Origin of the sequence: Blastomonas ursincola, assembly GCF_013607875.1 — a bacterium.
In the GTDB taxonomy this organism is placed as follows: domain Bacteria; phylum Pseudomonadota; class Alphaproteobacteria; order Sphingomonadales; family Sphingomonadaceae; genus Blastomonas; species Blastomonas ursincola.
In genome coordinates this window covers 107574-133053 of record NZ_VDES01000001.1, presented here as the reverse complement: position 1 = coordinate 133053, position 25480 = coordinate 107574, and the positions used below count along the sequence as shown (strand labels likewise).

Sequence of the window (25480 nt, the reverse complement as noted above, 5' to 3'; positions counted from 1 at the left end):
GCTGAAACGTCAGCGCAATCCATAAAATTCTTGGTCGCATGATTGTCGGACAAAAACCGGTTCCCACTTTTTGTCATCATGCTTTACAGGCCTGCGCTAAACGCCGCACGGGTGCTGCGCAAGGCATTTGCCGCACCATCCGTCGCGTCAATGGGCAGGACATATGGCACCAGGCTTGAGCGATATCGAAACCGGGGCGATCGCAGCCCCCGAATGGCGCGTGTCGTCCGGCCTCACGCCCTATCCCGAGGCACTGGCGGCAATGGAGGCGCGCAACAGCGCCATCGAACGACGCGAGGCGGGCGAGCTGCTCTGGCTGCTCGAGCATCCGCCGCTCTACACGGCGGGGACCAGCGCCGATCCGGCCGAGCTGCTGAGCCGGCAATTCCCGGTCTTCGATACCGGGCGTGGTGGTCGCTATACCTATCACGGGCCCGGCCAGCGCGTCGGCTATGTGCTGCTTGATCTGCGCCAGCGCGGCAAGGACGTGCGCTGTTTCGTCCATGCGGTCGAGGGCTGGGTGATCGCGGCGCTGGCGGATCTGGGCGTGTCGGCGCGCCGGGCCGAGGGGCGCGTAGGAATCTGGACCGACAACCGCTTGGGGCAGGAAGCCAAGATCGGCGCGATCGGCGTGCGCGTGCGGCGCTGGGTGACAATGCATGGCTTTGCGGTCAACGTGAACCCGGATCTTGCGCATTTCGGCGGCATCGTACCGTGCGGAATCGCCGAATATCCGGTCACCAGCCTGGCCGATCTGGGCGTCGATGCCTCGATGGCCGATCTCGACGCCGCGCTCGCGCGCCACACAGAGGCGTTCCTTGCAGGACTGGGCGGCGCGTGCCAAAGCGGTGCCGAAGGAAGGGGTAAGGAATGACGCTGAAGCCTGCAATCATCGGTATCGTGCTGGCAGCGCTGGCGCTGACGGCCTGCGACCAGAAAGCGGCCGACAAGACGGCTGTTGCGCAGGGCAGCACGCCCGAAGGTACGATCAGCGACGAGCTGCCCGATCTGGATCTGCTGCCCAATGACGCGCCGCTCGCCGATCCTTCGGATGTGCCACCGGTTCCGGGTGTTGTCTCGCCGGTCGCACCGGCAGCGGTGGATGCGGAAGCTGAGCCTGCCGAGACACCCAGGCCAGCGCCACCGGCGCCCAGGCCTGCCGAACCGGAGCTCGAAGGCTCGATCGCGGAGTAAATCAGCAGCTTTTTGCCGTCACCCCCGCGCAGGCTGGGGTCCCGCTCCCTGTTTCAGCGACTGCGCAAAAGCAGGATTCCCGCGTGCGCGGGAATGACGGTGCTTCAAGCCGCGTACACGGTTCCGTCAGTCAGCCCGGCATCGGCAAAGCCCTGCTTGCGCAGGCGGCAACTGTCGCACAAGCCGCACGCGCGGCCATCGGGCAGCGGGTCGTAGCACGACCAGCTCATCGCCGGATCGAGACCCAGCCGCACCGCTTCGGCCGCGATCTCGGCCTTGCCCAGATATTGCAGCGGCGCATGGATGGTGAAGGGCTCGCCCTGATCGCCCGCCTTGGTGGCCAGGTCCGCGAGCCGCTCGAACCCCTGGATGAACTCCGGACGGCAATCGGGATAACCCGAATAGTCGAGCGCGTTGACCCCGATGAAGATGTCGCGCGCGCCCAGCGCCTCGGCCCAGCCGAGCGTCAGCGACAGGAAGATGAGGTTGCGCGCGGGCACGTAGGTCACCGGAATGTCCTGGCCCACGCCCGTCTTTGGCACGTCGATATCGTCGGTGAGCGCCGATCCGCCGAACTGGCGCAGGTCGAGTGGCAGCACGATATGCCGCACCGCGCCGATATGCGCCGCAATCGTGCGCGCAGCCTCGATTTCCACCCGATGACGCTGGTTGTAATCGATGGTCAGCGCAGCGACGTCAAAGCCCTGCTCTTTCGCTCGGGCGGCAGAGACCATGGAGTCCAGGCCGCCGGAAAGCAGCACGACAGCGGTTTTTCGCAGATCAGTCATGCCTCGCGCATATTGCGCCGCCGCGATGCGGGCAATTCAAAAAAATCGGGCCGCGCGGACAGGTCCGGCGGCCCAGTGAGGTCTCACGACCTGAATGGAGGAAAGCGTACCGAGTCCGGCACGCGACGGTCATAACCCGGCGATGGTTAAGAAATGGTGCAGCCGCGCTAACGATCAGCCGTCACAGGCGCCGGCATAACGGCCTTCGATGGCGAAGGCGAAGGGCGAGTTCTGCGCAATACCCTGTGAGTCGATCTGGATCAGCCCGCGGCCTTCATATTTGATCGTGGTGCGGCCCGATCCGCCGCCGGGGCAGCGATAGGTCACGGTTACCTCATCGGGAAGGTCCGAAACGACGAAGCGGCTGCACTGCTGGTCGCGGTGCCGCAACTGCAGCAGCTTGCGCAGATCGCGCACGCACAGCTTGTCGCTGGCGTCGGCGCTGCCGCGTTCCTTCAGGTTCCACAGGCCCGGTTGCAGCTTGCCGAGCATCGCCAGTTCGGGCGCTTCGGCGCGCGTGGCGACCGAGGCAAGCCCCAGTGCGATGGCGGGCACGACAAGCAGTTTGAAAAGGGTGGGGGAAGCATTCATTCGGGTAAACCCTATCGTTGGCTCCTGCCGTTCAGCGCGGCAGGCACAGTCAATGGCGTGCGACCCGATTCAGGTTTCTTGCCCCAGGCAATATCGCAGCCCTAGCGTGAGATGATGGCAAAATCATCCGGTAATTGTGGCGGGTTTGCGACGCAGATCGTGCGTCGATCAGCCTGCAGGCGTGACCGGCTCGATATGGAAAATGCGCGAACAGAAGGCGCAATCGACCGCGATCGTGCCGCTTTCACCCACCATCTCGGCCTGTTCTTCTGCGGGAAAGCGGCCGATGACATCGCGGATATGGTCGATATTGCAGCGGCAACCCTTGACCAGCGGCGCGCCATCCACGGTGCGCACCTCGTCCTCCTCGTGGAACAGCCGCCACAGGATGTCGCGCCCGCTCAGGGCCGGATCGAGCATCTCGCCATGGCTGAGCGTGCCCGCAAGGATGGAAACATGCTCCCATTGCGGATGGTCGAGCCGAACATGCAGTCGCTCGCGGCCTTCCTCGCCTTCGGGCAGGTGCTGCACCAGAAAGCCGGCGCTGCGGCAGCCGGTGGCATCGCTCTCGATCGCGATGCGGATCATCGTCGGCACCTGTTCGGACTGGGTGAAATAGCTTTCGCACGCCTGGGCGAGCGAATCCCCGTCGAGAGGGACGATGCCCTGATAGCGGCCCTTGCCGAAGCTCTGGTCGAAGGTGAGGGCAAGATAGCCCTTGCCGAACAGCGCGAACAGCGAAGGGTTCGCGCCCAACCGTGCCAGCCGCTCGGCATCGAACCGCACATGCCCGCGCAGCTCTCCGCCGCGATAATCGACGACCAGCAGCTCGACGATGCCGCCCTCGGTCTGCGCCTGGATGGTGACCTGGCCGCCATCCTGCTTCATCAGCGACCCGATCAGCGCGCAGATGGTGATCGCCTCGGCGAGGACGAGCTTGATGCAGGTGGGGTAATCGTGCGCAGCGAGGATTTCGCGCAACACGCTGTCCAGCCGCACGAACCGCCCGCGCGCATCCTGGCCGGGAAGAGTGAAATGGACGGGCGGAGTGTCGAAGGCGGTGCTCATGGGTGGCTATATGGTGTCGAGATGTCGAAGCGTCAAACGGCACCCGGCCCCAACCCGTCATCCTGAACTTGTTTCATGATCCATCTTGCCCCATTCGCCGAAGCTCCAAGACGATCAATGGACCCTCAAACACGTCCAGGTTGACGAAAGGGGCAGGCCACAGGCTAACCCGTATAACGTCCCGCCGTCTCGCGGATCAGTGCGATCATGTTGGGAATGCCCTGCGTCCGGTTCGACGAGAGCTGGTTTTTCAGATCGAACGGGGCGAGCGCGGCTTCGATGTCCGCGCTAGCGACGGCATCCGGTGCTTGGTCCTGCACGGTGAGCAGGACGAGCGCGATGATCCCCTTGGTGATCGCGGCGTTGCTGTCGGCAAGGAAATGCAGCCGGCCGTCGTCGAGCCGGGTGGGATAGACCCAGACCGAGGCCGAGCACCCCCGGACCAGCGTCGCGTCGGTCTTGAGCGCATCGGGCATCGGATCGAGCGTGCGGCCGAGATCGATGATCAGCCGATAGCGGTCATCCGCATCGAGAAATTCATATTCTTCCGCCAGATCGGCAATGCTTGCAGGTGCGCTCGTCATGGCGGCGCAGATAGCGACGCGGCAGGGCAAAGTCACCCCGCCGCGCGCAAATTACAGCTCCACCCCGGCGGCGATGGCTTCGAGCTTGCGGATGCGTTCCTTGAGATCGGCGATCTCGATCCGCGAATGGGTGGAAGGCGACCCGCCGTCATGGCGCGGCGCGTGCGCCTCCATTTCGTGGCGCTTGAACGCCAGCCATTCGCGCCAACCGCGCAGCATGGTCGATGAAACCAGGGCAACCCCAAGCAAGGCCGACATTGCCACGGTCATGTACAGATAGGCGCTTTCCATCTTCTTCCCTTTACGGCCCCCGCCGCCCGGTTGGTGATGTGCGTGTCCGCCTCAGCGGTCGCGCAGCTTCTCGATTTCAAGGCTCAGATCGCTGGTCTGACGCTGATCGGTAATCACGCGCTCCAGCACCTGAACGCGCTCCTTCAGAGCGCGGACGTCTTCGCGCAGCCGCTGCGTTTCGGCATTGTCCGCAAGGGTGGTGCGCTTCTGGTTGCCCATCGCGTCCTCGACGATGCCGTGCTGCGCCTTGTACCGGGCTTTCAGCACGTTTGCGATCATGACGATGAAGACGATCGCGACGACCATGGAGAAAGGATTGTCGAACATTCTGTATTTCCCTGCTGTCAGCTCAGCTGCTTGGCGCGAAGATTTTCGATCTGCTGGGCCAGATCGTCACGGCCCCGGCCATCGGTGATGATCCGCTCGAGCGTGCGCAGGCGCTGCTCTGTCCGGTCATCGACAGCCGGTCGGACGGCGGCCTGTGCCTTGGCCAGTTCGATCTGCAATTCCAATGTCTTGCGCTGATGCTTGGTCCAGATCGCAAGCCCGCCCAGCATGAACGGAGCCAGCGGGATGAGGACCAGCAGCGCATCGAGATCGAACATTTCAAATACCCCCGTATATTCTGTCAGTTCAGCGGCGCGTCGCGCAGATCCTCGATCTGCTGGGCAAGGTCGCTGCGGCCATCGGTGATGATCCGTTCGAGCGTCCGCACCCGTTGCTCCAGCCGTTCGGTCTGGGCCGCATAGCGTGCGGCCTTTTCCGCGGTTTCCTTGTTGAACGCCTCAAGCTGCTTTTCCTTGAACTTGAGGTGCCGCCTGTACGCGTCGCCCATCGTGCCCACCAGAACGGGAAGGCCGACCACAATCATGAAGAACAAGATCCAATCTGGCATGGTAATCCCCTGGCTGCGCCGCGCGAAGCGATCGCTCGGTTATCAGTTGGCCCGCTTGTCGCGCAGCGCCTCGATCTCGTGGGTCAGGCGGTGCGCATCATCGGTGACGATGCGCTCGACATTGCCAAGGCGGTCCTTGATCGAACCCAGTTCGGCGCGCAGCTGGGCGTTTTCCTGGCTCAGCAACTTGATCCGCTCGACCGATTCCAGGTCCGCCTTGGGATAGATCGGCTTGCCCCAGCTGCTTTCGAGCGGATAGCCGTTCTTGATCCGCAGCCAGGTATTGGCGACCCATCCGGCGGTGCCGATGGCGACCACGATCGAAATGATCGGGCCCAGCGTCTGGAACAACATCATCTTCTCGGTCATGCGGGGTCCTTCTCGATGCGCAGGCGTTCGATTTCATCGGCCAGGCGGACGCTGGAACTGTTGGCGTCGGTGGCGATGCGTTCCAGCACCGCGATCCGCTCTTCCAGCCGCCCGATCTTGCCGACCAGTTGCTCGTTTTCGTTGGTGAGCAGCGATATTTTTCGATCAGCGTCAGGATCGGTTCGTTCAATGACTTTACCGGTCCACTGGTCCTCGAGCGGATAGCCATGCTTGGCGCGGATCCAGGTGGTGATGACCCAGGCTCCCATGGACAGCATGATGATCGTAAGGACGAAACCCGGTCCACCCCAGCTCATGATATTCTCCTGATACCTTTTAGTTGTGCCCGGCCCTGATCAGCGCAGGCTTTCGATCTCGTCGGCCAGACGCGTGTTCTTGGCGGTATAGAAAAGCTCGACATCGGCGAGGCGGCGGTCGATCTCGCGGAACCGGGCCTTGACGTCGCGGGCGGTGCGGGTCGGCGACTGGCGCACGCCCTGCCAGAACTTCTGGTCCTGATCGTCGAGATACAGGTGTGAAGGCTTCTTCTCGGCCAGAAAGCCCATGGCAAGATAGCCCATCAGCGCCCAGCCGGTCATGAGGGTCAGCAGGACAGCAGCAACGCGGATCCAGATGACATCGACCCCGGTATAGTCGGCAATCCCGGCGCACACGCCCATGAACTTGCCGTTCTGCTTGTCGCGGTAGAACTTGGTCTTGCGCGGAGCGGGGGCGTCATACTTATACTTGTCCAGCCGGCTCATTTCCTCACCCTTTCCTTCAGCAGGCGCTCGACCTGTTCCAGGCCGTAATCGTCTTGGTCGTCCGAGCTGGTCAGCCGCGCCGGGCGCCAGTCGGGATTGTCCGCGGAGATGATCCGCTCGACGGTGTCCATGCGATCGTCGAGGCGGCGCGCCATCGCATGCAGTTCTTCCAGCAAGCTTTCATCTGACGTCGTCAGCGTCGCAGCGGTTTTCCACTTGGTTATATAATGGAAGATGATGATCGGCAGGGCGACGAACAGGCCGCCGATCACAATGAGTGCAGTAAGTGCCTCTTCCATCGTCTCAGCCCTCCTTCTTCAGCGCGCGCTTCATGGCTTCGAGCTCCTCGTCGACCTTGTCGCTATCGGCGAGCGCGGCAAACTCGTCGTCGAGGTTGCGCTGGCCCAGCACCTTGCGCTCGTCCTCGGCCATGCCCAGCGCATCGGCGCGGCCCTCGGCCATGTCGACGCGGCGCTCGAGCAGGTCAAAGCGGCTGAATGCTTCGCGGACCTTGTCGCCATTGTACATGGTGCGCAGCTTGACGCGGTTCTCGGCGCTTTCCAGGCGGCTCATGATGTTGTTCTGGCGCATCCGGGCCTCGCGCAGCTTGGCCTGCAGCTTGGCGATATCCTGTTCCGAAGCGCGCAGGGCGTCATCGAGCACCGCGATTTCGACGTTGAGCTGATCGGCCATGTCGGCAGCCTTCTTCTTCTCGAGCAGCGCGGCGCGGGCCAGGTCCTCACGGTCCTTGGACAGCGCGAGTTCCGCCTTGTCGGTCCAGTCGGCCTGCAGCTGCTCCAGCTTGTTGACGTGCCGCTTCATTTCCTTCTGATCGGCAATGGTGCGGGCAGCCGAGGCGCGGACCTCTACCAGCGTCTCTTCCATCTCCAGGATGATCATGCGGATCATCTTTGCCGGGTCTTCGGCCTTGTCGAGCAGTTCGGTAACGTTCGCTGCGATGATATCGCGGGTGCGAGAGAAAATTCCCATGGCCAAAACTCCGTTTCGTAAATTCAGGCGGACCGGATCCAAGTCTACCTTACCCCCTTTTGCAGTGCAGTGGAAAGTGATTGGCCGGGACGGGGCAAGGGGGGGTAAGCGTCCCGGCCAAATCCGTCAGGCAAGGTACCGGACGGAAACGAGTGCGCGGGCATCTCCGTTATGATGGACGGGCGAGGCGGCAGCCTCGATGCTCGCAAAGGCGGTGAGAAACAGCGTGGTGATCAGCGCCAGTGCGGCGACCGTGGTGATCAGCGTGGACTTGAGGACATTGTCCTGATCCTGGCTGTTCGCGTTCGAAGCATGGGTGGTTTTCACTGTCTTTCTCCCTTGGACCGCTTTGTGTCGGTGTTGCCAGAAGCATTGCAGAGAGCGTGCCAAACAGAAAAAGTGTTCAATATCAACATCTTGAAATTTTAGCTGAACGAAGCTGTTGGTTAGGATTGCCACGAGTTGGGATTTTGCACTATCTCTTGGCGCATGGAACGGGGCAGTCAGTTCATCGGGGAATCGGGGGCGTTTCTGGACGCGGTCGAACGCGCCAGCCGCGCGGCCATGCTCAACCGCCCTGTGCTCGTCATCGGAGAGCGCGGCACGGGCAAGGAACTGATTGCCGAGCGTCTCCACCGCCTGTCCTCGCGCTGGGACGGCCCACTGATCACGCTGAACTGCGCCGCGCTTCCCGAAACGCTGATCGAGGCCGAGCTGTTCGGGCACGAGGCCGGTGCGTTCACCGGTGCGACCCGCGCGCGTCAGGGCCGGTTCGAGGAGGCCGACGGCGGCACATTGTTCCTCGACGAGCTTGCTACGCTCAGCATGGGCGCGCAGGAGCGGCTGCTGCGCGCGGTCGAATATGGCGAGGTGACGCGGATTGGCTCGTCGCGCTCGATCAAGGTCGATGTGCGCATCGTCGCGGCGACCAACGAGCATTTGCCCGAACTGGTCGACAAGGGCCGCTTCCGCGCTGATTTGCTCGACCGGCTGTCGTTCGAGGTGGTGACCCTGCCGCCGCTGCGCGCGCGCGAGGGCGATGTGATGGTGCTCGCCGATTTTTTCGGGCGGCGCATGGCGGCCGAGCTCGACTGGGACCGGTGGCCCGGCTTCGGCCCGATGGCGACCGAGGCGATGCAGCGGCACGACTGGCCGGGCAATGTTCGCGAACTGCGCAATGTCGTCGAGCGCGCGGTCTATCGCTGGGACGATTTCGAGAGGCCGGTCGACCATATCGTGTTCGATCCGTTCGAATCGCCGTGGAAGCCCAAGCCAATGACGCGCTCGGGCGGCCCTGCGGGCGCTGAATCGCCCTGCGACGAGGTGATCGACGCCGCGCTGTCCGATCCCGGCGTGCGCGCGACGATGGACCAGACGCTCAATTTTGACGCGATCGACGATCTGCGCGGCGCGGTCGATGCGCACGAGAAGCGAATCCTGCAGGCGGCGCTCGCCCGCCACCGCTACAACCAGCGCCAGACCGCCAAGGCGCTCGGACTGAGCTACGACCAGCTGCGGCATTGCCTGAAAAAGCACGACCTGCTGGGGTGAAATAGCTGGACGTCGGTGCGCAGCGCTGAAATGGGAAGCGCATGAAACTTGCCCGCTTCGATCCTGCCGCTTTTCTCGCCACGCACTGGCAGCGTGCGCCATTGCTGATTTGCAATCCCTGGGACGACTGGGAATGCCCGATCGATCCGGACGAGCTGGCGGGGCTGGCGTGCGAGCCCGAGGTGGAATCGCGGCTGATGGTGCAGCAGGGCCCGGAAAACTGGGCGCTCGAGCAGGGGCCGTTCGATGCCGAGCGCTTCGCGGACCTGGGCGCGCTGCCCTGGACGCTGCTGGTGCAGGCGGTCGATCATCACGTTCCCGAAGTCGCGGCGCTGCTTTCGCAATTTCGCTTCGTGCCCGATTGGCGGATCGACGATGTGATGATCAGCTTCGCGACGACCGGTGGCGGGGTCGGGCCGCATTTCGACCAATATGACGTTTTCCTGATCCAGGGCCGGGGGCGGAGGCGCTGGCGGATCGGGCAGCGGTGCGACGACGCGACGCCTTTGCGAGAACATCAGGACCTGCGGCTATTGGCGGAGTTCGACGAGCAGGCGGTTTACGATCTCGGACCCGGCGATGTCCTCTATGTCCCGCCAGGCGTCGCGCATGATGGCATTGCGCTCGACGATGACTGCATGACGCTGTCGATCGGTTTTCGCGCGCCGTCGCGGGCCGAGCTGATCACCGGCTGGAGCGACCATGTGCTCGACGGGCTGGGTGAGGACGATCGCTATTCCGATCCCATGTTACCGTTACAATTGCACCCGGGCGAGATCACGGCAGACGCGCTGGAGCGATTGCAGGCGATGGTGCTCGAAAGGCTCGCCGATCGCAGCGAATTTGCCCGCTGGTTCGGCCAGTTCAACAGCGCCCCCAAATATCCGGACATGGATTGGAGCCCGGAAGCCCCATTGACCATGGCCGAGGTGCGCCGCGCGACCGAGGACGGCCGGGTGCTTCGCAACTTTGCAAGCCGGTTCGTTTTCGTCCGCGAGACCGAGGGGTTGGTGCTGTTCGTCGATGGCGAATCCTATCCCTGCACCGGCTCGGCTGCACGCTTTGCCGAGGCCTTGTGCGCTGCGCATGAGATTGAGATCGACGAGCCCGATGAGGCGGTGCTGGCGCTGCTGCTGGACCTCGCCAATCGCGGTGCGATCGCCTTTGAAGAGGACGACTGAGCCGCCGCTCAGCGGACGTCGAGCGCCCGCCACGCGCCGGGCGCAAGGCTTTCGAGCGTCCAGTCGCCCACCTGCCAGCGCACCAGCCGCAGCGTCGGAAAGCCGACTGCCGCCGTCATCCGCCGCACCTGTCGGTTCTTGCCCTCGCGCAGCGTGAGCGCGATCCAGCCATCGGGCACGGTCTTGCGAAAGCGCACCGGCGGGTCGCGCGGCCACAGATCGGGCGGATCGAGCCGCTGGGCGAGGGCAGGGCGCGTTATGCCGTCCTTGAGTGCCACGCCGCTTCGCAATTTCGCAAGTGCTTCGTCACTGATCGCCCCTTCGACCTGGACCCAATAGGTCTTGGCGAGCTTGTGGCGGGGATCGGCGATCCTCGCCTGCAAGCGCCCGTCATCGGTGAGCAGGACCAGTCCCTCGCTGTCCTGATCGAGCCTTCCGGCGGGATAGACGCCTGGCACATCGATGAAATCGGCCAGAGTCGGCCGCGATCCATCGCCACTGAATTGGCAGATCACGCCATAGGGTTTGTTGAACAGGATCAGCCGGGGCAAGGAAAAGGAACTTTCTGCGCGTGATGGGTGGCTTTGTCGGCCAAGGCTTGGCACATGGGAGCATCCCACAACAACCCCTTTAGAGAGAGGCCGTGCCATGACGCTTCCGTCAACCTACAAGCAGATGATCTCGACCGTCAGCGCCGAGGGCGAGCTGACCATGGAGCTGGTCGACAAGCCCATGCCCGAACTGGGCGAGGACGAGGTGCTGATCCGCGTCGAGGCGACGCCGATCAATCCGTCGGACCAGGGCGTGATGTTCGGATGGGCCAGCATGGCCAAGGCGACGAGCAGCGGCAGCGGCAAGGAAACGAAGCTGACCGCGCCGGTCTCGCCCCAGGGCATGGGCGTGATGAAGGCGCGCATCGGCCAGGCGCTCACCGTCGGCAATGAGGGCGCCGGCACCGTGGTCGCCGCAGGATCGGGCGATTATGCGCAAAGCCTGATCGGCAAGGTCGTCGCGGTCATGGGTGGCGGCATGTATGCCGAATATCGCAAGGCTTCCGCCATGATGTGCCTGGTGCTGCAGGACGGCCACACCGCGCGCGACGGCGCGTCGTGCTTCGTCAACCCGCTCACCGCGCTGTCGATGATCGAGACGATGCGGATGGAAGGCCATAGCGCGCTGGTCCACACTGCGGCGGCCTCCAACCTCGGCCAGATGCTCAACCGCATCTGCCAGGCCGACGGCGTCGAGCTCGTCAACGTGGTGCGCAAGCCCGAACAGGCCGAGCTACTGCGCGACATGGGCGCGAAGCATATCGTCGATTCGAGCAGCGAAAGCTTCATGGCGGATCTCACCGACGCGATCCATGCGACCGGCGCGACCCTGGCGTTCGATGCGACTGGCGGCGGCAATCTCGCCTCGAACATCCTGACCGCGATGGAGGGCGCAGCGGCGCGGACACCCGGCGCTTACAGCATCTACGGTTCGGTGCATCACAAGCAGGTCTATCTGTACGGCGGGCTCGACACGTCGCCGACGGTGCTCAGCCGCGGCTATGGCATGGCCTGGGGCGTCGGTGGCTGGCTGCTTCCCAATTTCCTCGCCAAGGCAGGTGTCGAGGTCGCCATGCGGCTTCGCGCGCGCGTCGCCGAGGAGCTGAAGACCACCTTTGCGAGCCATTATACCGATGAGCTTTCGCTGGAAGAGGCTCTGCAGGCGGATGTGGTGGCGCGCTATTATGCCAAGGCGACCGGCGAGAAATTCCTGATCTGCCCGCAGAAGTGATCGGGTGGGGCGAGGGATGGTCATATCCCTCGCCCTCCTCGTCATTCCCGCGAACGCGGGAATCCCGCTTTTGCGCGTGTCTTGCCATGTAAAGCGAGACGCCCGCCTTCGCGGGAGTGACGATATGGGGCGTCGTGCCCATATGATGTCCACCGCCAAGTCCTTCATCAAAACCTGCTGCCAGATGAACAGCCTTCCCACGGTCCGTTCAGTTTTGCTCCCTTAAATATGAACACAACGGATGGCGAATCGGCGCTGTCCCGGTCTCAAGGGAGACAGATCATGAAGAAGTTCATTCTTGCTGCTGCCGCCGCCGGTGCAGTCACCATTTCGGCCGCCCCTGCCATGGCAGCGCCGGTCGCCAGCTACGCGCCCAGCGCTTCGCAGGCTTATGGCGTCGATTTTCGTGCGCCGGTTGCCCATCAGTGGCGCGGTTATGACGATGACTGGAACCGTCGTGGCTATGACCGCGGCTATGGCCGCAACGATCGCTGGGACGACCGCTATGACCGTCGTTTCGACCGCCGCCAGGCGCGTGGATGGAACGGCCAGGCCTGGCGCGGAAATGACGGCCGCTACTATTGCCGTCGCGACAACGGCACCACCGGCCTGCTGATCGGTGGCGCAGCGGGCGCGCTGGCCGGTAGCGAGATTGCAGGCCGTGGTGACCGCACCACCGGCGCGCTGATCGGCGGTATCGCAGGCGCGCTGCTGGGTCGCACCATCGACCGCAACGACGGCAATCGTTACAGCTGCCGCTAAATTCGCCTGATCCGCAGCGGCAACGCGGACATGTATCCTGAGCCCCTCCCTGCATCGCTGCGGGGAGGGGTTTTTCGTTCTGGCCGCGATGCTTGCCAAGCCATGCGCCCCTGCCTATCCCATGCGCCTGTCAGAAAAGGGGAGCAGCGCGATGATCAACGGACCGATATTGGTAACGCAACGCCTGATCCTTCGCCCGCCGGGTCCGGAGGATTTCGAGCGCTGGGCCGAATTTTGCGCGGACGAGAAGACCATGCGCTTTCTGGGCGGGGTTCAGCCGCGCGCGGTCGCTTGGCGCGGACTGTGCTCTATGGCAGGCGCCTGGCACATCCGTGGATATGCGATGTTCTCGCTGATCACGCGCGACACTGGCGAATGGATCGGCCGTGTCGGCCCCTGGTATCCCGATGGCTGGCCGGGTGAGGAGGTCGGCTGGGGCGTTCTGCGCAGCCACGCCGGCAAGGGCTATGCGCTGGAGGCCGCCGTGGCCACGATCGATTACGCCTTCGATCTGCTGGGCTGGGACAGCGTCATTCACACGATCGATCCCGACAACAAGGCTTCGATCGCGCTTGCTGAACGTCTGGGCTCGTACAATCAGGGGCCAACCCGATTGCCGGAGCCGTATCAGGACCATCCGGTCGATAGCTATGGTCAGACCAAGGCTGAGTGGCAGGAAAACCGGAAGAAATTTGTCCGGTTTTGAAACGACTTAACGGTGAATCCCGATTTGGGACGGTCTGGCATGCCAAAGCGTGCGGGTTAACCCTCTTTGCGCGGGACAGTTTCGCACGCCGCAAGGCATGGCTAACGTAACGCTAACGCCTTCTCTGGCATGGAGAGGCATGAAGCCGATCTTGTACAGGATATCAGCCATGGCCCGACTTTCCTTCGCGACGACGCGCAACCTGCTGGCGCTGGGCGCTGCTGCGCTGGCGCTGGCTGCGTGCCAGAATGCCGGTGACAAGGCGGCGGAAAACGAGGACGCAGCGCTGCTGGCCGATGCCGCCGACCCGGCGATGAAGGGCGCGCTGGAAGACCAGATCTTGGTGGACCCCGATCTGGTCGACAAATCCAATCGCAATGCCGTGCTCGGCGAAGGCAGCGATGGTTCGGTTCCGTCGGCAGGGGCGGCCAAGGGCCAGCTCGCGGCGACCGAAAAGGCTGTCGCAGCGGCTATCGGCCCGCGCGGGCTTATCAAGGCGCCGGAACCGACAAAGGTTGCCGCCGAAGACTGCAAGGATTGCAACCAGGGCAGCACGCTGGGTGCCAAGGCCGCGCAGCAGAATGGCGTTTGTCAGGGCAAGCTCGATTACGCGATGACCTGGGCGAGCCGCATGCCCGCCGATTTCGCGGTCTATCCGCGCGCCAACGTCAAGGAAGCCGCCGGCGTCGCCAACGGCCAGTGCAACATCCGGGTGGTCAATTTCACCACGCCTGCGGCTCTGAAGAACGTGGTCGACTTCTATTGGACCAAGGCGAAGCGCGGTGGCTATTCTGCGGAATATCAACTGCGCGGCAGCGACCATGTTCTCGGAGGGACCAAGGGCAATGCAGCTTATGTGCTATTCCTCAAGCCCATGGCCAATGGCGGAACCGAAGTCGATATCGTCGCCAGCGGCGGCCGCTGATCGCGATCAGAATCCATAGACCAGCGTCAGCCGGCTCGTCGTATCGGTGGGCGCGCGGCCCAGCGCCGGGTTCGATTCATACTGGATGGTGTAGGATAGCCGCGCCTTGAGCTTGCCGATCAGCTGCGAATCGAGCGCGGCGACCGAAAAGAGCGTGCTGCGCTCCTCGTCGACATAGGCGCTGGCGGCTTCGGTCAGTTGGATGGTCGGTGTCAGCTTGAGCTTGATATCGACGGAAGCCAGACCCGCCAGCACCGATTCATCCATTCCGGTAACCAGCCGCGTGAAGCGCCAGGCCGGGCCAGCCTTCACGCTCAGCTGCGCATTCTCGCCGGTCAGGATGCTGTAACCGACGCCACCGGACAGGCTGTAGCGCGCGTGAAAGCCCTGGAAGCGATCCTGCTCGTACTGGCCGAGGCCATAAACGTAACCGCGCTGGTTGAACTTGTAATTGGGCTCGGCGCTCACGCGATATTGCTCGCGCACAACGACGTTGCTGGTTTCCTGGTAATCGGCGCGACCGAGCAGCCCCAGCCGCCAATCCTCACCCTCGGCCACCAGCTTGAGCCCCGCCGCCAGCCCGATTCCCGGGGCGTTGCCGGTGGTGGTGAACGCGCCGAGCTCGCCTTCGCCCGAATATTTGACGGCGGCTGCCTGCTCGACCTTGGCTTGTTCGGTCTTCGGCTCCGCTGCGGCGGTCACAACGGGCGCGGGGGCTGGAGCCGGCGCGGGGGCCGCATTGGCGGCGCGAAAGGCGGCCACCTGGGCATCGATCGCCTCGGCAGACTGGGGATAGGCCTGCTTGGCATAGCGCACGACCGCGTCCAGCCCTGCGGCATCGCCCGATTGCAATGCGGTATCGATCAGCCTTGCAACCGGCTCCGGCGTTTGCGCCGCCAGGGGGAGTGCTGCGCAGGCGCACAGCACGAAAGCGCTGGTCAGGGCGCTGCGCAACAGCATCTGTCTGGGGCCTCCCGTCGCTAGAACGAGCCGCGAGCCTAGATCAGCGGACGGAACTCTTCCACCACCGCGCGATACAACCGTCGCTTGAAAGGCACGATCAGTCCCTCAAGGCTGTCCGGATCGGCCCAGCGCCAGCTGCGGAATTCCTGGTGCGACGTTTCAATATTGATGTCCGCGTCGGTCCCCATGAAGCGCATCAGGAACCACATCTGCCGCTGGCCGCGATATTTTCCGCCCCAGATCTTGCCCATCAGCTCGGGTGGGAGATCATACAGATGCTCGTCGCGCGAGCGGGCAATGATCTCGGCAAGATGCGGGGCAATGCCGGTTTCCTCGCCGAGTTCGCGATAGGCGGCTGCTTCCGGCTCTTCCCCGGGATCGATCCCGCCCTGCGGCATCTGCCAGGCCTCGACCGTGCTGTCGAGCCGCTGGCCGACGAACACCTTGCCGCCCTGGTTCACCAGCATGATGCCCGCGCACGGGCGATAGGGAAGGCTGTCAAATTCGCTCATGCCTGCTGCCTTAGCTGTCAGCGGGCGGAAAAGGCAATGGAGCAATCGCCGCTGATCGCCTTGCTGCGGCAAAATGCGATGGAGCGAAAGCGGCTCATCAATGCCTCGACCGCAGCATCGCCGATCGGCGGCTTGTCGGCGTCAAATCCAGCGCCGCGCTCGGCATACTGGAGTACGGCGACGTTCTGATCGTCACGCAGCAACAGCGCGATGAATTGCTCGCCACGCCCCGATACGGCACCGGGATAGCCGCCGGCGGCAGTCGAGCCGCAGCCATTGCTGGAAAGATTGTATTCGGTGCCATTGGCCAGCCTGCCGCTGGCGATCACGCGCGAGAAGTTCGCAACTTCGCAACCCTGGCCGGTATTGAAGAAGCGCTGCTGCATCTCCGCGGTGGAAACCGGCGCGCTGCCAGGACCCTTGAACGCTGAAAAGGTGATCATCCGGGTCCAAGTCTGCACCGTTTCGCCCTTGGGCACGAATTCCAAAATCATCTGCTGGTCGTTCTTCGCCTCATACGCGGGCTCGAACGTATCGAAGACGTGAAATTGCACCTCGCGCCCGAACACGGAGGCCGAATAGGTGCAGCAGCCTTCCGGATCGGTTGTCCGCTGCGCGCGATAGGCACCGATGATGTCTGCAAGGTCAGGCGCGTTGCGAACTTGTGGGGCGGTTTGCGAAATTGCGGAATCCGGCAAGGCAAAGGGCAAAGTGAGCAGCGCGATCGCCGCGAGGAGTGTCCTTCCGGCCATCGCGCCCTCCTGTTTCACCGGTTCAGCATCGCCTTCATGCCCCGGAAGATGGCATCGCAATCGTCCTGCGCCGAGGGAATGCCCTTGCGCAGGCAGATGAAGCCATGGATCGTCCCGCGCATCTCCATATAGGTGACATCGACGCCCGCCTTGACGCAGCGTGCGGCGAAATCGCGGCCCTGATCGCGCAGCGGATCGAGCCCGGCGGTGACCAGCAGCGTCGGCGGGAGGGTCGCCAGATCGCCCAGGATGCAGTCGTTGCGGACATCGCCCGGGGTGGCGGCATAATTGTCGTTGAACCAGTTCATCGCATCGGCGGTGAGCAGATAGCCTTCCGCAAATTCGGTGAACGATCCGCCGGTCTGGCTTGAATCCACCACAGGATAGAGCGGGGCCTGGGCGATCACCGGGACCGCGGCCGGGTTGGCAATCAGCGCCTGCGTGACAACGATCGTCAGATTTCCGCCCGCGCTGTCGCCAGTGAACACCAGGCCGGTGATGTCGAGGCCCAGTTCCTTGCCATTTTCCGCCAGCCAGCGCGCGGCGGCCTCGCAATCCTCGGGTGCGGCGGGGAAGGGGTGCTCGGGCGCGAGCCGGTAATCCACCGCGATGACCGGCAGATCGAGCTTCGCCGCGAGCTCGGTGCAATAGGGGTGGTGCGTTTCCAGATCGCCGATGACGAAGCCGCCACCATGGAAGAACATGATCGCCGGCCCCGCCTCGCGGTTTTCGCGCGCGTCGTAATAGCGCAGGGGAATGTCGCCTTTCGGCCCAGGGCAGGTCAGGTCGCGGATGATGGCGAGCGGCGTGGGATCGGCATCGCCCATGAACCGCATCATGCGATAGGCTTCGCGCGCGTCGGCAGGGGCCATCTCGTTCATCGGCGGCGCGCCTGCCGCCGACATCATGGCCAGCATCATCGCCACATCCGGGCGGACAAAGGGCGCATCTGCATTCGTGGTTTCGCGCTCGATCTCTGCGGCTTCGGTCATTCTGGCAAATCCCTCTCGGTTCTGTTTAACCGCGAAGTTAACCGGCGATACGCAGCGGGTCCATCGCCAATTCCGCCTGCTGCTGCATTGGTCGCAAATCAGCTCATTTGCGAGAATATGCGGTTGAAATAGATGTCCCTGGTCGGCTTGCCGTCCTTGTCGAGCGAAGGCGCAAATCGGGCCCGTCGCTTGATCACTTCGCAGCTGTACGGCCCAATCGTGGGTGGCGTGGTCGATCCCAATACGAAGCAATCGGAGACCAACCGATCTCGTCGATCGCCAGGCGGAAATCGACGATGGCGGACGCGCCGCGAGTCTGAATGGCGCTGGGATAATCTTTGGGTCGTGCCCAGCGGGCAGGGCTGGTCACAGGCCGTGCCCGACTTTGCCATTTTGCAATCTCGGCAGGGTCGTAGCCCCATGATCGAACCAGATCGTCGGTGCAGGGCCGCATGGCGGCCATCAGCGCGCCCATCGACACGAGATCGAGCGTGAGCGGAACCCGGGCTGACAGCTTGACATACAAGGCATTTATCGCGTTCGCGCTGGCGGGGGGAATATCGGGCAGCTCGGTCAACCCTGAATTCTGTCGGGCTCGATTGTCCAGCCGCATCAAGTCAGAAAAAGCCGCCGAAATCCAGGCGTTGTTGGGGGCAACGCTGCCATTGGTGACATAGGGGAGCGCGGCTTTCTCCATCGCCGGGCGAAACTCAAGCTGCGCCCATGTTCGCATTCACTCTGATAACCAAGATGCGCGCCGATCAGCGTGACGCGAAAGCCGTCCTGCGGCGCGACTCGGATAATTGCGCCTGTACCTCGGATTTGCCCTGATCAAATGTCGCCGAGAAGTGGCGGGCATTGGTGGTATAATCCATTTTCCACGGCCTGTTCTGCTGCAGAACGTTTCCATTGTTCCCCGTTGCGGCCCTACAGACGATCGCGATCAGCGGCAGCAGGATATGACGCTGCACTGCCTTGATTGCATTCCTGCCTGTCATTTCGTCCTGTCGCGCCATGTTCCTTTCCTCGAAAATCTCACTGCACCGCATGGCAGCAGCTGTTTTCTGCAAATCTTTGAATATGAGTGCCGCCCATTATTCATCCAAAGTGAACATGAATTGTGTTTGAAGCGCGATAATCCAGTGTTAGTTTATCTATGTGATGGATCTGCGATCTCGGGTAAAAGTATCGGTCAGTTGTCGTGCGTGACCGGATGATTGAACGAGGAGCCGTTTTATGAATTGCGGAAAATTGCTTGCGGGCCTGGCATTGGGGGCATTGCTGGCCAGTCCGGTGGCGGCCCAAACCCGAGCGAGCGAAGACGAGACGATCGTTGTCACTGGTACGCGCATGACTCGCGGTGAGGCGTTCGAAATGGCGCGGCGCTATACGCGCGCCGTTCTGGCCATTCCTCAGGCAGACCAGAATGCCCGCTGGGCGGATCCGCTGTGCATCGGCGCCATTGGACTTCGACCGGAAGTGGCCACGCCGTTGATCGATCGGATCGAAGCGACGGCTCGCAATGTGGGGGCCACGGTGGCCCGCGGCGAGTGCGCGCCTAATGTGCTGCTGCTGTTCGTTCTGGACAGCGATTCGGTCTATGCCGAAGTCGAACTGAAGCGTTCCGATCTGCTGCAGACTTCGACCAAGGAGCAGCGCCGGACTCTGTCGCAACCCGGCTTGCCGGTGCGATGGTTCTATGGACAAGTGATCGAGGGGCTTGGTGGGCGCGGGCTCACCCAGAACGCACCGGCTCTTGGGCAGAATCCGGCTGCGCTGCTGGATCTGCCCGTGATCAACGAGGGTGCACTCAGCCGTCTCAACAGTCCTGCCCAACTGAGCATCAAGGGCGTCACCGTTCTGGTCGATGTGCCGCGCGTGTCGAATGTCTCGTTCGATGCGCTCAGCGACTACCTCGCGTTCGGGATCCTGTCACGAACGCGCCTCGATGCATCGCCGGACGCCAGCAGCATCGTCTCCCTGTTTCAGGCGGATCCGCAGGACAGGCCGTCAGGAATGAGCGATCTCGATCGCGCAATGCTTAAGGCACTCTACAAGATCCCCGTCAACCGCAGCGCGGCCGTCCACCGCAACCAGATGGCGAGCGAAATGGTGAAGGAAATTGCTGCAATCCAGTAATTGTCCGCCACCGCTGCAAAGGGCCGGGGAGGGTTTACGTCCGCCCCGGCCTTTGTCCAATCAATCCTCGACCGGGCTCGACTGAAGCTGGATGTAATTTTGGATGCCCATGCGTTCGATCAGGTCGAACTGCGCCTCGATCGTGTCGACATGCTCTTCCTCGCTCTTGAGGATATAGGCGAGCAGGTCGCGCGTGCCGTAATCACGGACGCTCTCGCAATAGGCGATGCCTTCCTTGAGCAGCGGGATCGCCTCGTTCTCGAGCGCGAGATCGGCCTTCAGGATTTCCTCCACCGTCTCGCCGATCTTGAGGCGGCCGAGCAACTGGAAATTGGGCAGGCCATCGAGGAACAGGATGCGGTCCGCCAGCTTGTCGGCGTGCTTCATCTCGTCGATCGATTCCTCATACTCGTATTTGGCGAGCTTGTTGATGCCCCAGTTGGCCAGCATCTTCGAATGCAGGAAATACTGGTTGATCGCCGTCAGCTCGTTCTTGAGCGCGTCGTTGAGAAATTCGATGACCTTGGGGTCGCCCTTCATGATGATGCTCCTGTAACCTGCTGGCTCGTCCAGGGCCATGCAGGTGCGATGATTTCAGGAGCGCACAATAGCGCCGTTATTTACGGAAGGGAAGCCGCTGCAGCGCGGGAAATACTTGAATTTCAAACGGATTTTGGCGGGCTATTGCTAGGCGGTCGCAGTTTCCCGGCTGATAATGCTTTGCGCAAACGAGAGGCACTGGCCGCACTTTGGACGCCGACCGAGCCGGGCGTAAACCTCTGCCGGACGGGCCGCGCCATCGCGCAGGGCGTCCTTCAGATCCTGTTCTCGAATCGCATTGCAGATGCAAACAACCATGCGTCTCTCCTGTGGTCGCCGAGATAGCGATATTGAGAACGCATCGCAACAGTCTTTTTGCGATTCTATCGCAAACGCATCGGCTGGAGCTTGCGGCGCGCGAGCGAGCGCCACAGCCATTCGGCCGGGCCGAAGCGGTAGCGCTCCAGCCAGGGCTTGGACCAGGTCAGCATGATTCCCCAGGCGGCGAAGACGAACAGCATCGCCGTCGCGCGGTCGATCCGGCCGAAAAGGCCAAGACCCCAGCCGTAGAAGATGAAGGTCATCACCACGCTGGTGCCGAGATAGTTGCTGAACGCTGCGCGTCCTGCAGCCGCGATACGGGCGATCAACGGGCTGTCGCGGTGCGTCACAACAAACCAGAGCAGGCCTGCGGCCCATCCCACGGTCATCACGACGCGGAAAGGGAAGGAGAGGCTGAAGAAAGCGGCAAAGGTGATGACGGTATCATAGCCGCTGAGCATCACCCAGACGGCGAGCGCGATCATCGGCGGGATGCCGATGGCAAACGCGCGCAGGGCTATCTTCTTGTAGAGCGCAGGCAGCCAGAGGCCCAGGATGAAGCCGCTCTTGAGCATCGCCATGCCCAGCAGCATCATGGCCAGCGTATCCATCGTGAAGATGAGGAGCGTGCTGACCAGCGAGTCCGGAAATAGGGCGAGATGGTGGTGGAATATGGTCAGCCAGCCGCTGCGATAGATGTCCAGGCTCTCGGCGATCTGCTCGGTGCCGGGCTTGCCGAAGCTTGCCAGCATCTCTTGCGAGGCCTTGACCAGTTCGGCATCCGCACCCGGTGCGGCTGCCCGCATCGCCTGCGCCCAGCCGCCGCCAGCCATCACCAAGCTCAGCAGAAAATAGAGCACGTAGAGGACGATGGCCCAGCGCAGCAGCTGCTTCACGTCCTTGTTGACGAAGAACAGCGCGAGCGTGCCGCAAATCGCATAGGGCACCAGGATGTCGCCCCACCAGAGCAGGATGAAATGCGCGGTGCCGATCACGAACAGCCAGGCCATGCGGTTGAGGTGGACGCTGCGTGGGTTCTGCCCTGCAGCCTCGGCGCGCTGCATCACCAGCAGCATGCTCGCGCCGAACAGGACGCTGAACAATCCGCGCATCTTGCCGTCGAACAGCACGAAATTGACCGCCCAGACCCCCGCATTGAGCGGATCGGTGCCACCCCAGGCTGCCGGGTTCACGTAGGCCGCGTCGGGCATCGAGAAGCCGACGATGTTGAGCAGCAGGATGCCCATCACCGCAAAACCGCGAATGGCATCGAGCGTTATGTGGCGATCGGATTGCGTCATGCTGTGCCCCCCTGGTGATGGACCCTGTCGGTGCCCCGGGTCCTGCTCTCGGGTGTATCATGCTGACAGCCCGCTGCAATGGCCGAACGGGTGGGGGCGGCTGGCTGCGACGTCGGGCCGATTGGCGGTGGCGTCCGAGAGAAACGGCCGGTGGACCAGCCGGTCCAATTGTGACGCTCTCCGGAGACCGTCCGGTCGGGCGGCAAACCGGACGGTCCAGCCCGACCTGCCGAAATGGACGTTTCAACGACCGATTCCGGTCTCGTGAAGGGGGTGTCGGGTGTCAGCAGAGCCCATTTTGGACCCGGAAAGCGGGCAAATGGACCATCCGGTCGATTGACAAAAGGTTAATGGACCAGGCGGACCAGAAAATCCGGTTTGCGACCCGCTGTCGCCGGCACGCTCGGTCCAGCCAAACGCGTCAAGGATCTGGAAACCTAGGTTAACAGATGGAATGGCTGGGTTTATCTTTTGTTAACTCTTCGGCAGCCTGAAAAATATGTATGCAAAAGCAGAGTCTTGCATCCAATCCATGAGATTTGTTCTAGATCAGTCATTGGAAGTGTCCCTGACTGCCCATTCCGGCGGTCATGGACCGGTCGCCCCATTATTCTGATTTTAACCTGGGCTTACCGGTTCGTAACCACAGGTCGCCAACAGATTATCGAAAGGTTAACGCGGCAGGAGCAAAGGTTAACGGAATATGCACGCGTTTCGGGAGGTTTTGGGTGCTCGAACCGGGCCTTTCGACTGCTAAATGAGCGCCAAAACGGCCTCCGCTTGACAGCGGACGGGTCGCCGCTAGACTGGTCGGTCTATGCTGGCCTTTCTGCTCGATCCCGCCGCCCTTTCCGGCCCTGCCGACGGGGCATCCGACATGCATCCCACCCGTCAGCGGCTGATCAGCGTCGCGACCCGTCTTTTCCAGCAGCGCGGCTATCATGCGATCGGTCTCGCGGAGATCCTGGCGCTGTCGGAAACGCCCAAGGGGTCGCTCTACCATCATTTCCCGGGCGGAAAGCCCGAATTGGCCGAGGCGTGCGTCACCCGGATAGCGGAATCCTCGCTTGCCGCGATCGACCGGCTGTCGGGCAGCGGCCTTGATATGATTGGTTTTTTGCGTCGGCTGGCCGAGGTAACGGCAGCCTGGCTGCAGCGGACCGACTGGCTCGATGGCTCGCTGCTCGCGGTGATCGGTCAGGAACAGGGCGGGGTCAATGGCCCGCTCAGCGAGGCGGTGCGCATCGCCTATCAGCGGATCGAGATGCGGCTGGCGCGCTGGTTGATGGCCGAAGGCGTCGCGGTGGCGCGGGCGCGCGACATGGCCGCGACGATCATCGCTGCGCAGGAAGGGGCGCTGGTGCTCGCGCGCAGCCGTCACGATGCGGCGCCCGTCACACTGGTCACGGATATGCTCTGCACCATGGTCGATCGCGGATAGCCCTGTTTTCCGGGCTTTTTCGTGGATGGACCGATCGGTCTGGGCGGGATTCCCCTCGGTCTAGCGGTGTCGGCCTACCTCCGTAACGCCGCGATGTTGGGGAACGAAACATGGCGTAAAGCCAGGCAGAAGGAGAGGCGATCATGACCATCGAGGCATTGCGTACCCCGGACGAGGCCTTCACCGCCGTGCCGGACTTCGACTATCCCGTGCATTATGCCGATGATCTGCCCGGCTATGAGGGGCTGCGCGCCGCTTGGATCGACGCCGGGCCTGCCGATGCCAACCGCGTTTTCCTCTGCCTGCATGGCGAACCGAGCTGGTCGTTCCTCTACCGCCGGATGATTCCGGTGTTTCTCGAAAGCGGGGCGAGGGTGGTCGCGCCCGATCTGTTCGGCTTCGGACGGTCGGACAAGCCGGTGAGGCAGCAGGATTACAGTTTCGACTTTCATCGTAACCATCTGCTGCGGCTGGTCGAACGGCTGGACCTGCGGAACATCACGCTGGTGGTGCAGGATTGGGGCGGGCTGCTGGGGTTGACGCTGCCGGCGGACGCCGGTTTTGCCGCGCGCCTTTCGCGGCTGATCGTGATGAACACGGGGATCGGCCAGGGGACAAGCCCCGGTCCGGGTTTCGATGCCTGGAAGAATTATGCGCTGTCCACGCCTGATCTTCCAGTGGGGCGGATCATCGCGCGCGGCACGCCGCATCTGACCGAGCAGGAAATCGCTGCCTATGACGCGCCCTATCCGGGGCCGCAATACAAGGCCGGGGCGCAGGTCTTTCCCGCGCTGGTACCCGTGTCGCCCGATATGCCCGGGGTCGAACATGGCAAAGCGGCGGCGCGCTTCTGGTCCGAGCGATGGTCGGGCGAGAGCTTCATGGCGGTCGGCGCCGCGGACCCGGTGCTGGGAGTGGAGCCGATGGCGCGGCTGCGCGCGATCATTCGCGGCTGCCCGGAACCGATGATCATTCCCGATGGCGGCCATTTCGTGCAGGAATGGGGGGAACAAATCGCCCGGGCCGCGCTTGCAGCTTTTGGCGACCTGCCGACCGCCTGATCAAGAGAGGATCATCGATGACCGAGACCATCACCCCCCGCCGGATGCGCGCCAGCGATTTCGACCCGCATATCCTCGAGATTTTCGACGGCTATGTGCACGGCAAGCTGAGCAAGCGCGAATTCATTCGCCAGGCCGGGCGCTATGCGGCAGCGGGCGTGACGGGTGCGATGATCCTGAGCCAGCTCAGCCCCGATTATGCACTGGCGCAGCAGGTATCGCCCGACGATCCGGCGATCCGCACCGAGCGTGTGGAGTACAAGAGCCCCGAAGGCCATGGCACGGTCAAGGGGCTGATGGCCTGGCCTGCGAAGGCCAAGGGTAAGCTGCCTGCGGTGCTCGTGGTGCACGAAAATCGTGGTCTCAACCCCTATATCGAGGATGTCGTGCGCCGCCTTGCCAAGGCGGGCTATCTGGCGCTTGGTCCCGACGGCTTGACGTCACTCGGCGGCTATCCCGGCACCGACGACCAGGGCCGCACGATGCAGGCCTCGCTCGATCCCGCCAAGCTGATGGAGGATTTCTTCGCCGGGTTCGAGTTCCTGCGCGATCACAAGCAGAGCACCGGCAAGGTCGGCGTCACCGGCTTCTGCTATGGCGGCGGCGTCTGCCATGCGCTGGCGGTCGCCTATCCCGATCTTGCCGCCGCCGCGCCGTTCTACGGACGCCAGGCCAAGCCCGAGGAGGTGCCCGCGATCAAGGCGCCGCTGCTTATCCATTTTGCCGAGAATGACGAGCGGGTGAATGCGACATGGCCCGCCTGCGAAGCGGCGCTCAAGGCCAACGGCAAGACCTATGAGGCGCATTTCTATCCCGGCACCAGCCATGGCTTCCACAACGACACTACCCCGCGTTACGACGAGGCGGCGGCGAAGCTTGCCTGGGAGCGGACGCTCGCGCATTTCAGCAAATATCTGAAAGCCTGAGCCGGCGCGCCGGCGCGCGCTTGGACAATCTGTCGCATTGTGGCATCCTGCCCCCTGTCATAGGCATGTGACAGGGACCGGCCAGTCTTTG

At 63.0% G+C, this 25480-nt stretch carries 36 protein-coding genes; 12 read left to right on the top strand and 24 right to left on the bottom strand.

Translation table 11 applies throughout. The features are described from left to right. The first annotated feature begins 163 nt into the window (after positions 1-163). The gene (lipB, locus tag FG486_RS00735) at positions 164-874 is read left to right on the top strand and encodes a lipoyl(octanoyl) transferase LipB (protein ID WP_181266066.1); all 711 of its coding nucleotides are present in this window, start codon (positions 164-166) and stop codon (positions 872-874) included. Then, positions 871-1194 carry a hypothetical protein gene (locus FG486_RS00730; RefSeq protein ID WP_181266065.1) on the top strand — a complete coding sequence of 108 codons (324 nt, stop codon included), beginning with the start codon at positions 871-873 and terminating at the stop codon, positions 1192-1194. The genes lipB and FG486_RS00730 overlap by 4 nt, the downstream gene beginning before the upstream one ends. A gap of 104 nt (positions 1195-1298) precedes the next feature. Here FG486_RS00730 and queC read toward each other — a convergent pair whose 3' ends face one another. The 14 genes from queC to FG486_RS00660 all read right to left on the bottom strand — a co-directional run bounded on the left by queC (position 1299) and on the right by FG486_RS00660 (position 7861). Next, positions 1299-1982, bottom strand: a complete 684-nt coding sequence (gene queC, locus FG486_RS00725; protein ID WP_060978243.1) for a 7-cyano-7-deazaguanine synthase QueC — start codon at positions 1980-1982, stop codon at positions 1299-1301. 174 nt (positions 1983-2156) lie between these two features. Then, a complete protein-coding gene (locus FG486_RS00720; protein ID WP_181266064.1) occupies positions 2157-2573 on the bottom strand; it encodes a DUF3617 domain-containing protein in 417 nt (138 codons plus the stop codon). A 168-nt stretch (positions 2574-2741) separates the two neighbouring features. Further along, complete coding sequence (gene hslO / locus FG486_RS00715) at positions 2742-3641, bottom strand: Hsp33 family molecular chaperone HslO (protein ID WP_066281704.1); 900 nt, start codon at positions 3639-3641, stop codon at positions 2742-2744. 164 nt (positions 3642-3805) lie between these two features. Beyond that, entirely contained in the window at positions 3806-4225 is a 420-nt protein-coding gene (locus FG486_RS00710; protein ID WP_181266063.1) for a SufE family protein, read from the bottom strand. 51 nt (positions 4226-4276) lie between these two features. After that, entirely contained in the window at positions 4277-4516 is a 240-nt protein-coding gene (locus FG486_RS00705) for a hypothetical protein (protein WP_060978247.1), read from the bottom strand. Between the two features lie 51 nt (positions 4517-4567). Then, positions 4568-4843: a hypothetical protein gene (locus FG486_RS00700; protein ID WP_066281698.1), complete on the bottom strand. Its 276-nt coding sequence runs from the start codon at positions 4841-4843 to the stop codon at positions 4568-4570. A 17-nt stretch (positions 4844-4860) separates the two neighbouring features. After that, a complete protein-coding gene (locus tag FG486_RS00695) occupies positions 4861-5121 on the bottom strand; it encodes a hypothetical protein (RefSeq protein WP_066281693.1) in 261 nt (86 codons plus the stop codon). A 23-nt stretch (positions 5122-5144) separates the two neighbouring features. Beyond that, positions 5145-5411 carry a hypothetical protein gene (locus FG486_RS00690; protein WP_181266062.1) on the bottom strand — a complete coding sequence of 89 codons (267 nt, stop codon included), beginning with the start codon at positions 5409-5411 and terminating at the stop codon, positions 5145-5147. A gap of 42 nt (positions 5412-5453) precedes the next feature. Continuing rightward, the gene (locus FG486_RS00685) at positions 5454-5780 is read right to left on the bottom strand and encodes a hypothetical protein (RefSeq protein WP_208597918.1); all 327 of its coding nucleotides are present in this window, start codon (positions 5778-5780) and stop codon (positions 5454-5456) included. Then, positions 5777-6097: a hypothetical protein gene (locus tag FG486_RS00680; protein ID WP_066281681.1), complete on the bottom strand. Its 321-nt coding sequence runs from the start codon at positions 6095-6097 to the stop codon at positions 5777-5779. The genes FG486_RS00685 and FG486_RS00680 overlap by 4 nt, the downstream gene beginning before the upstream one ends. Positions 6098-6136: 39 nt before the next feature. Then, a complete protein-coding gene (gene pspC, locus FG486_RS00675) occupies positions 6137-6544 on the bottom strand; it encodes an envelope stress response membrane protein PspC (protein ID WP_181266061.1) in 408 nt (135 codons plus the stop codon). Next, positions 6541-6843 carry an envelope stress response membrane protein PspB gene (gene pspB / locus FG486_RS00670; protein WP_181266060.1) on the bottom strand — a complete coding sequence of 101 codons (303 nt, stop codon included), beginning with the start codon at positions 6841-6843 and terminating at the stop codon, positions 6541-6543. The genes pspC and pspB overlap by 4 nt, the downstream gene beginning before the upstream one ends. A gap of 4 nt (positions 6844-6847) precedes the next feature. Next, positions 6848-7534, bottom strand: a complete 687-nt coding sequence (gene pspA / locus FG486_RS00665; RefSeq protein WP_181266059.1) for a phage shock protein PspA — start codon at positions 7532-7534, stop codon at positions 6848-6850. Between the two features lie 126 nt (positions 7535-7660). Continuing rightward, the gene (locus tag FG486_RS00660) at positions 7661-7861 is read right to left on the bottom strand and encodes a hypothetical protein (RefSeq protein ID WP_066281672.1); all 201 of its coding nucleotides are present in this window, start codon (positions 7859-7861) and stop codon (positions 7661-7663) included. A 162-nt stretch (positions 7862-8023) separates the two neighbouring features. Between FG486_RS00660 and pspF the strand changes: the two genes are divergently transcribed. Together pspF and FG486_RS00650 are read left to right on the top strand one after the other, a co-directional pair. Beyond that, positions 8024-9085, top strand: coding sequence for a phage shock protein operon transcriptional activator (gene pspF, locus FG486_RS00655; protein WP_066281663.1), 1062 nt, complete (start codon positions 8024-8026; stop codon positions 9083-9085). A gap of 41 nt (positions 9086-9126) precedes the next feature. Beyond that, positions 9127-10266 (top strand): JmjC domain-containing protein, encoded by a 1140-nt coding sequence (locus FG486_RS00650; protein WP_181266058.1) that lies wholly within the window; start codon positions 9127-9129, stop codon positions 10264-10266. Between the two features lie 8 nt (positions 10267-10274). On the opposite strand, the gene FG486_RS00645 is transcribed toward FG486_RS00650, so the two are convergent. Further along, the gene (locus FG486_RS00645; RefSeq protein WP_206678349.1) at positions 10275-10817 is read right to left on the bottom strand and encodes a pseudouridine synthase; all 543 of its coding nucleotides are present in this window, start codon (positions 10815-10817) and stop codon (positions 10275-10277) included. A 97-nt stretch (positions 10818-10914) separates the two neighbouring features. Between FG486_RS00645 and FG486_RS00640 the strand changes: the two genes are divergently transcribed. The 4 genes from FG486_RS00640 to FG486_RS00625 all read left to right on the top strand — a co-directional run bounded on the left by FG486_RS00640 (position 10915) and on the right by FG486_RS00625 (position 14441). Continuing rightward, positions 10915-12048 (top strand): zinc-binding dehydrogenase, encoded by a 1134-nt coding sequence (locus FG486_RS00640; RefSeq protein WP_181266056.1) that lies wholly within the window; start codon positions 10915-10917, stop codon positions 12046-12048. Positions 12049-12330: 282 nt separating this feature from the next. Then, on the top strand, positions 12331-12810 hold the full coding sequence (locus tag FG486_RS00635; protein WP_181266055.1) for a glycine zipper 2TM domain-containing protein: 480 nt from the start codon (positions 12331-12333) through the stop codon (positions 12808-12810). A gap of 151 nt (positions 12811-12961) precedes the next feature. Next, positions 12962-13516, top strand: coding sequence for a GNAT family N-acetyltransferase (locus FG486_RS00630; protein ID WP_181266054.1), 555 nt, complete (start codon positions 12962-12964; stop codon positions 13514-13516). A 169-nt stretch (positions 13517-13685) separates the two neighbouring features. Next, a complete protein-coding gene (locus tag FG486_RS00625) occupies positions 13686-14441 on the top strand; it encodes a hypothetical protein (RefSeq protein WP_181266053.1) in 756 nt (251 codons plus the stop codon). Positions 14442-14447: 6 nt separating this feature from the next. Here the strand turns inward: FG486_RS00625 and FG486_RS00620 are convergent, their stop codons facing one another. The 6 genes from FG486_RS00620 to FG486_RS00595 form a co-directional block, all read right to left on the bottom strand. Beyond that, entirely contained in the window at positions 14448-15401 is a 954-nt protein-coding gene (locus tag FG486_RS00620) for a DUF481 domain-containing protein (RefSeq protein WP_241695540.1), read from the bottom strand. A gap of 38 nt (positions 15402-15439) precedes the next feature. Continuing rightward, positions 15440-15916: an RNA pyrophosphohydrolase gene (locus FG486_RS00615; RefSeq protein ID WP_066284447.1), complete on the bottom strand. Its 477-nt coding sequence runs from the start codon at positions 15914-15916 to the stop codon at positions 15440-15442. Between the two features lie 17 nt (positions 15917-15933). Further along, on the bottom strand, positions 15934-16485 hold the full coding sequence (locus FG486_RS00610; RefSeq protein WP_181266052.1) for a hypothetical protein: 552 nt from the start codon (positions 16483-16485) through the stop codon (positions 15934-15936). Between the two features lie 197 nt (positions 16486-16682). Further along, positions 16683-17660, bottom strand: coding sequence for an alpha/beta hydrolase (locus FG486_RS00605; protein ID WP_137775495.1), 978 nt, complete (start codon positions 17658-17660; stop codon positions 16683-16685). Between the two features lie 193 nt (positions 17661-17853). Then, complete coding sequence (locus tag FG486_RS00600; RefSeq protein ID WP_181266051.1) at positions 17854-18393, bottom strand: hypothetical protein; 540 nt, start codon at positions 18391-18393, stop codon at positions 17854-17856. A 28-nt stretch (positions 18394-18421) separates the two neighbouring features. Beyond that, a complete protein-coding gene (locus FG486_RS00595; protein WP_181266050.1) occupies positions 18422-18676 on the bottom strand; it encodes a hypothetical protein in 255 nt (84 codons plus the stop codon). 220 nt (positions 18677-18896) lie between these two features. On the opposite strand from FG486_RS00595, the gene FG486_RS00590 reads away from it, so the two are divergent. After that, entirely contained in the window at positions 18897-19799 is a 903-nt protein-coding gene (locus tag FG486_RS00590) for a hypothetical protein (RefSeq protein WP_137775498.1), read from the top strand. Between the two features lie 60 nt (positions 19800-19859). Here FG486_RS00590 and bfr read toward each other — a convergent pair whose 3' ends face one another. The 3 genes from bfr to FG486_RS00575 all read right to left on the bottom strand — a co-directional run bounded on the left by bfr (position 19860) and on the right by FG486_RS00575 (position 21961). Further along, positions 19860-20339, bottom strand: coding sequence for a bacterioferritin (gene bfr / locus FG486_RS00585; protein ID WP_181266049.1), 480 nt, complete (start codon positions 20337-20339; stop codon positions 19860-19862). 147 nt (positions 20340-20486) lie between these two features. Next, a complete protein-coding gene (locus FG486_RS00580; protein WP_066271165.1) occupies positions 20487-20657 on the bottom strand; it encodes a (2Fe-2S)-binding protein in 171 nt (56 codons plus the stop codon). A gap of 65 nt (positions 20658-20722) precedes the next feature. Continuing rightward, on the bottom strand, positions 20723-21961 hold the full coding sequence (locus tag FG486_RS00575; RefSeq protein WP_181266048.1) for a DUF418 domain-containing protein: 1239 nt from the start codon (positions 21959-21961) through the stop codon (positions 20723-20725). An 817-nt stretch (positions 21962-22778) separates the two neighbouring features. On the opposite strand from FG486_RS00575, the gene FG486_RS00570 reads away from it, so the two are divergent. The 3 genes from FG486_RS00570 (at position 22779) to yghX (ending at position 25389) form a co-directional block, all read left to right on the top strand. Then, positions 22779-23402: a TetR/AcrR family transcriptional regulator gene (locus tag FG486_RS00570; protein ID WP_181266047.1), complete on the top strand. Its 624-nt coding sequence runs from the start codon at positions 22779-22781 to the stop codon at positions 23400-23402. 143 nt (positions 23403-23545) lie between these two features. Then, on the top strand, positions 23546-24463 hold the full coding sequence (locus tag FG486_RS00565) for a haloalkane dehalogenase (protein WP_181266046.1): 918 nt from the start codon (positions 23546-23548) through the stop codon (positions 24461-24463). A gap of 17 nt (positions 24464-24480) precedes the next feature. Next, positions 24481-25389: a YghX family hydrolase gene (gene yghX / locus FG486_RS00560; RefSeq protein ID WP_181266045.1), complete on the top strand. Its 909-nt coding sequence runs from the start codon at positions 24481-24483 to the stop codon at positions 25387-25389. Positions 25390-25480 lie beyond the last annotated feature (91 nt).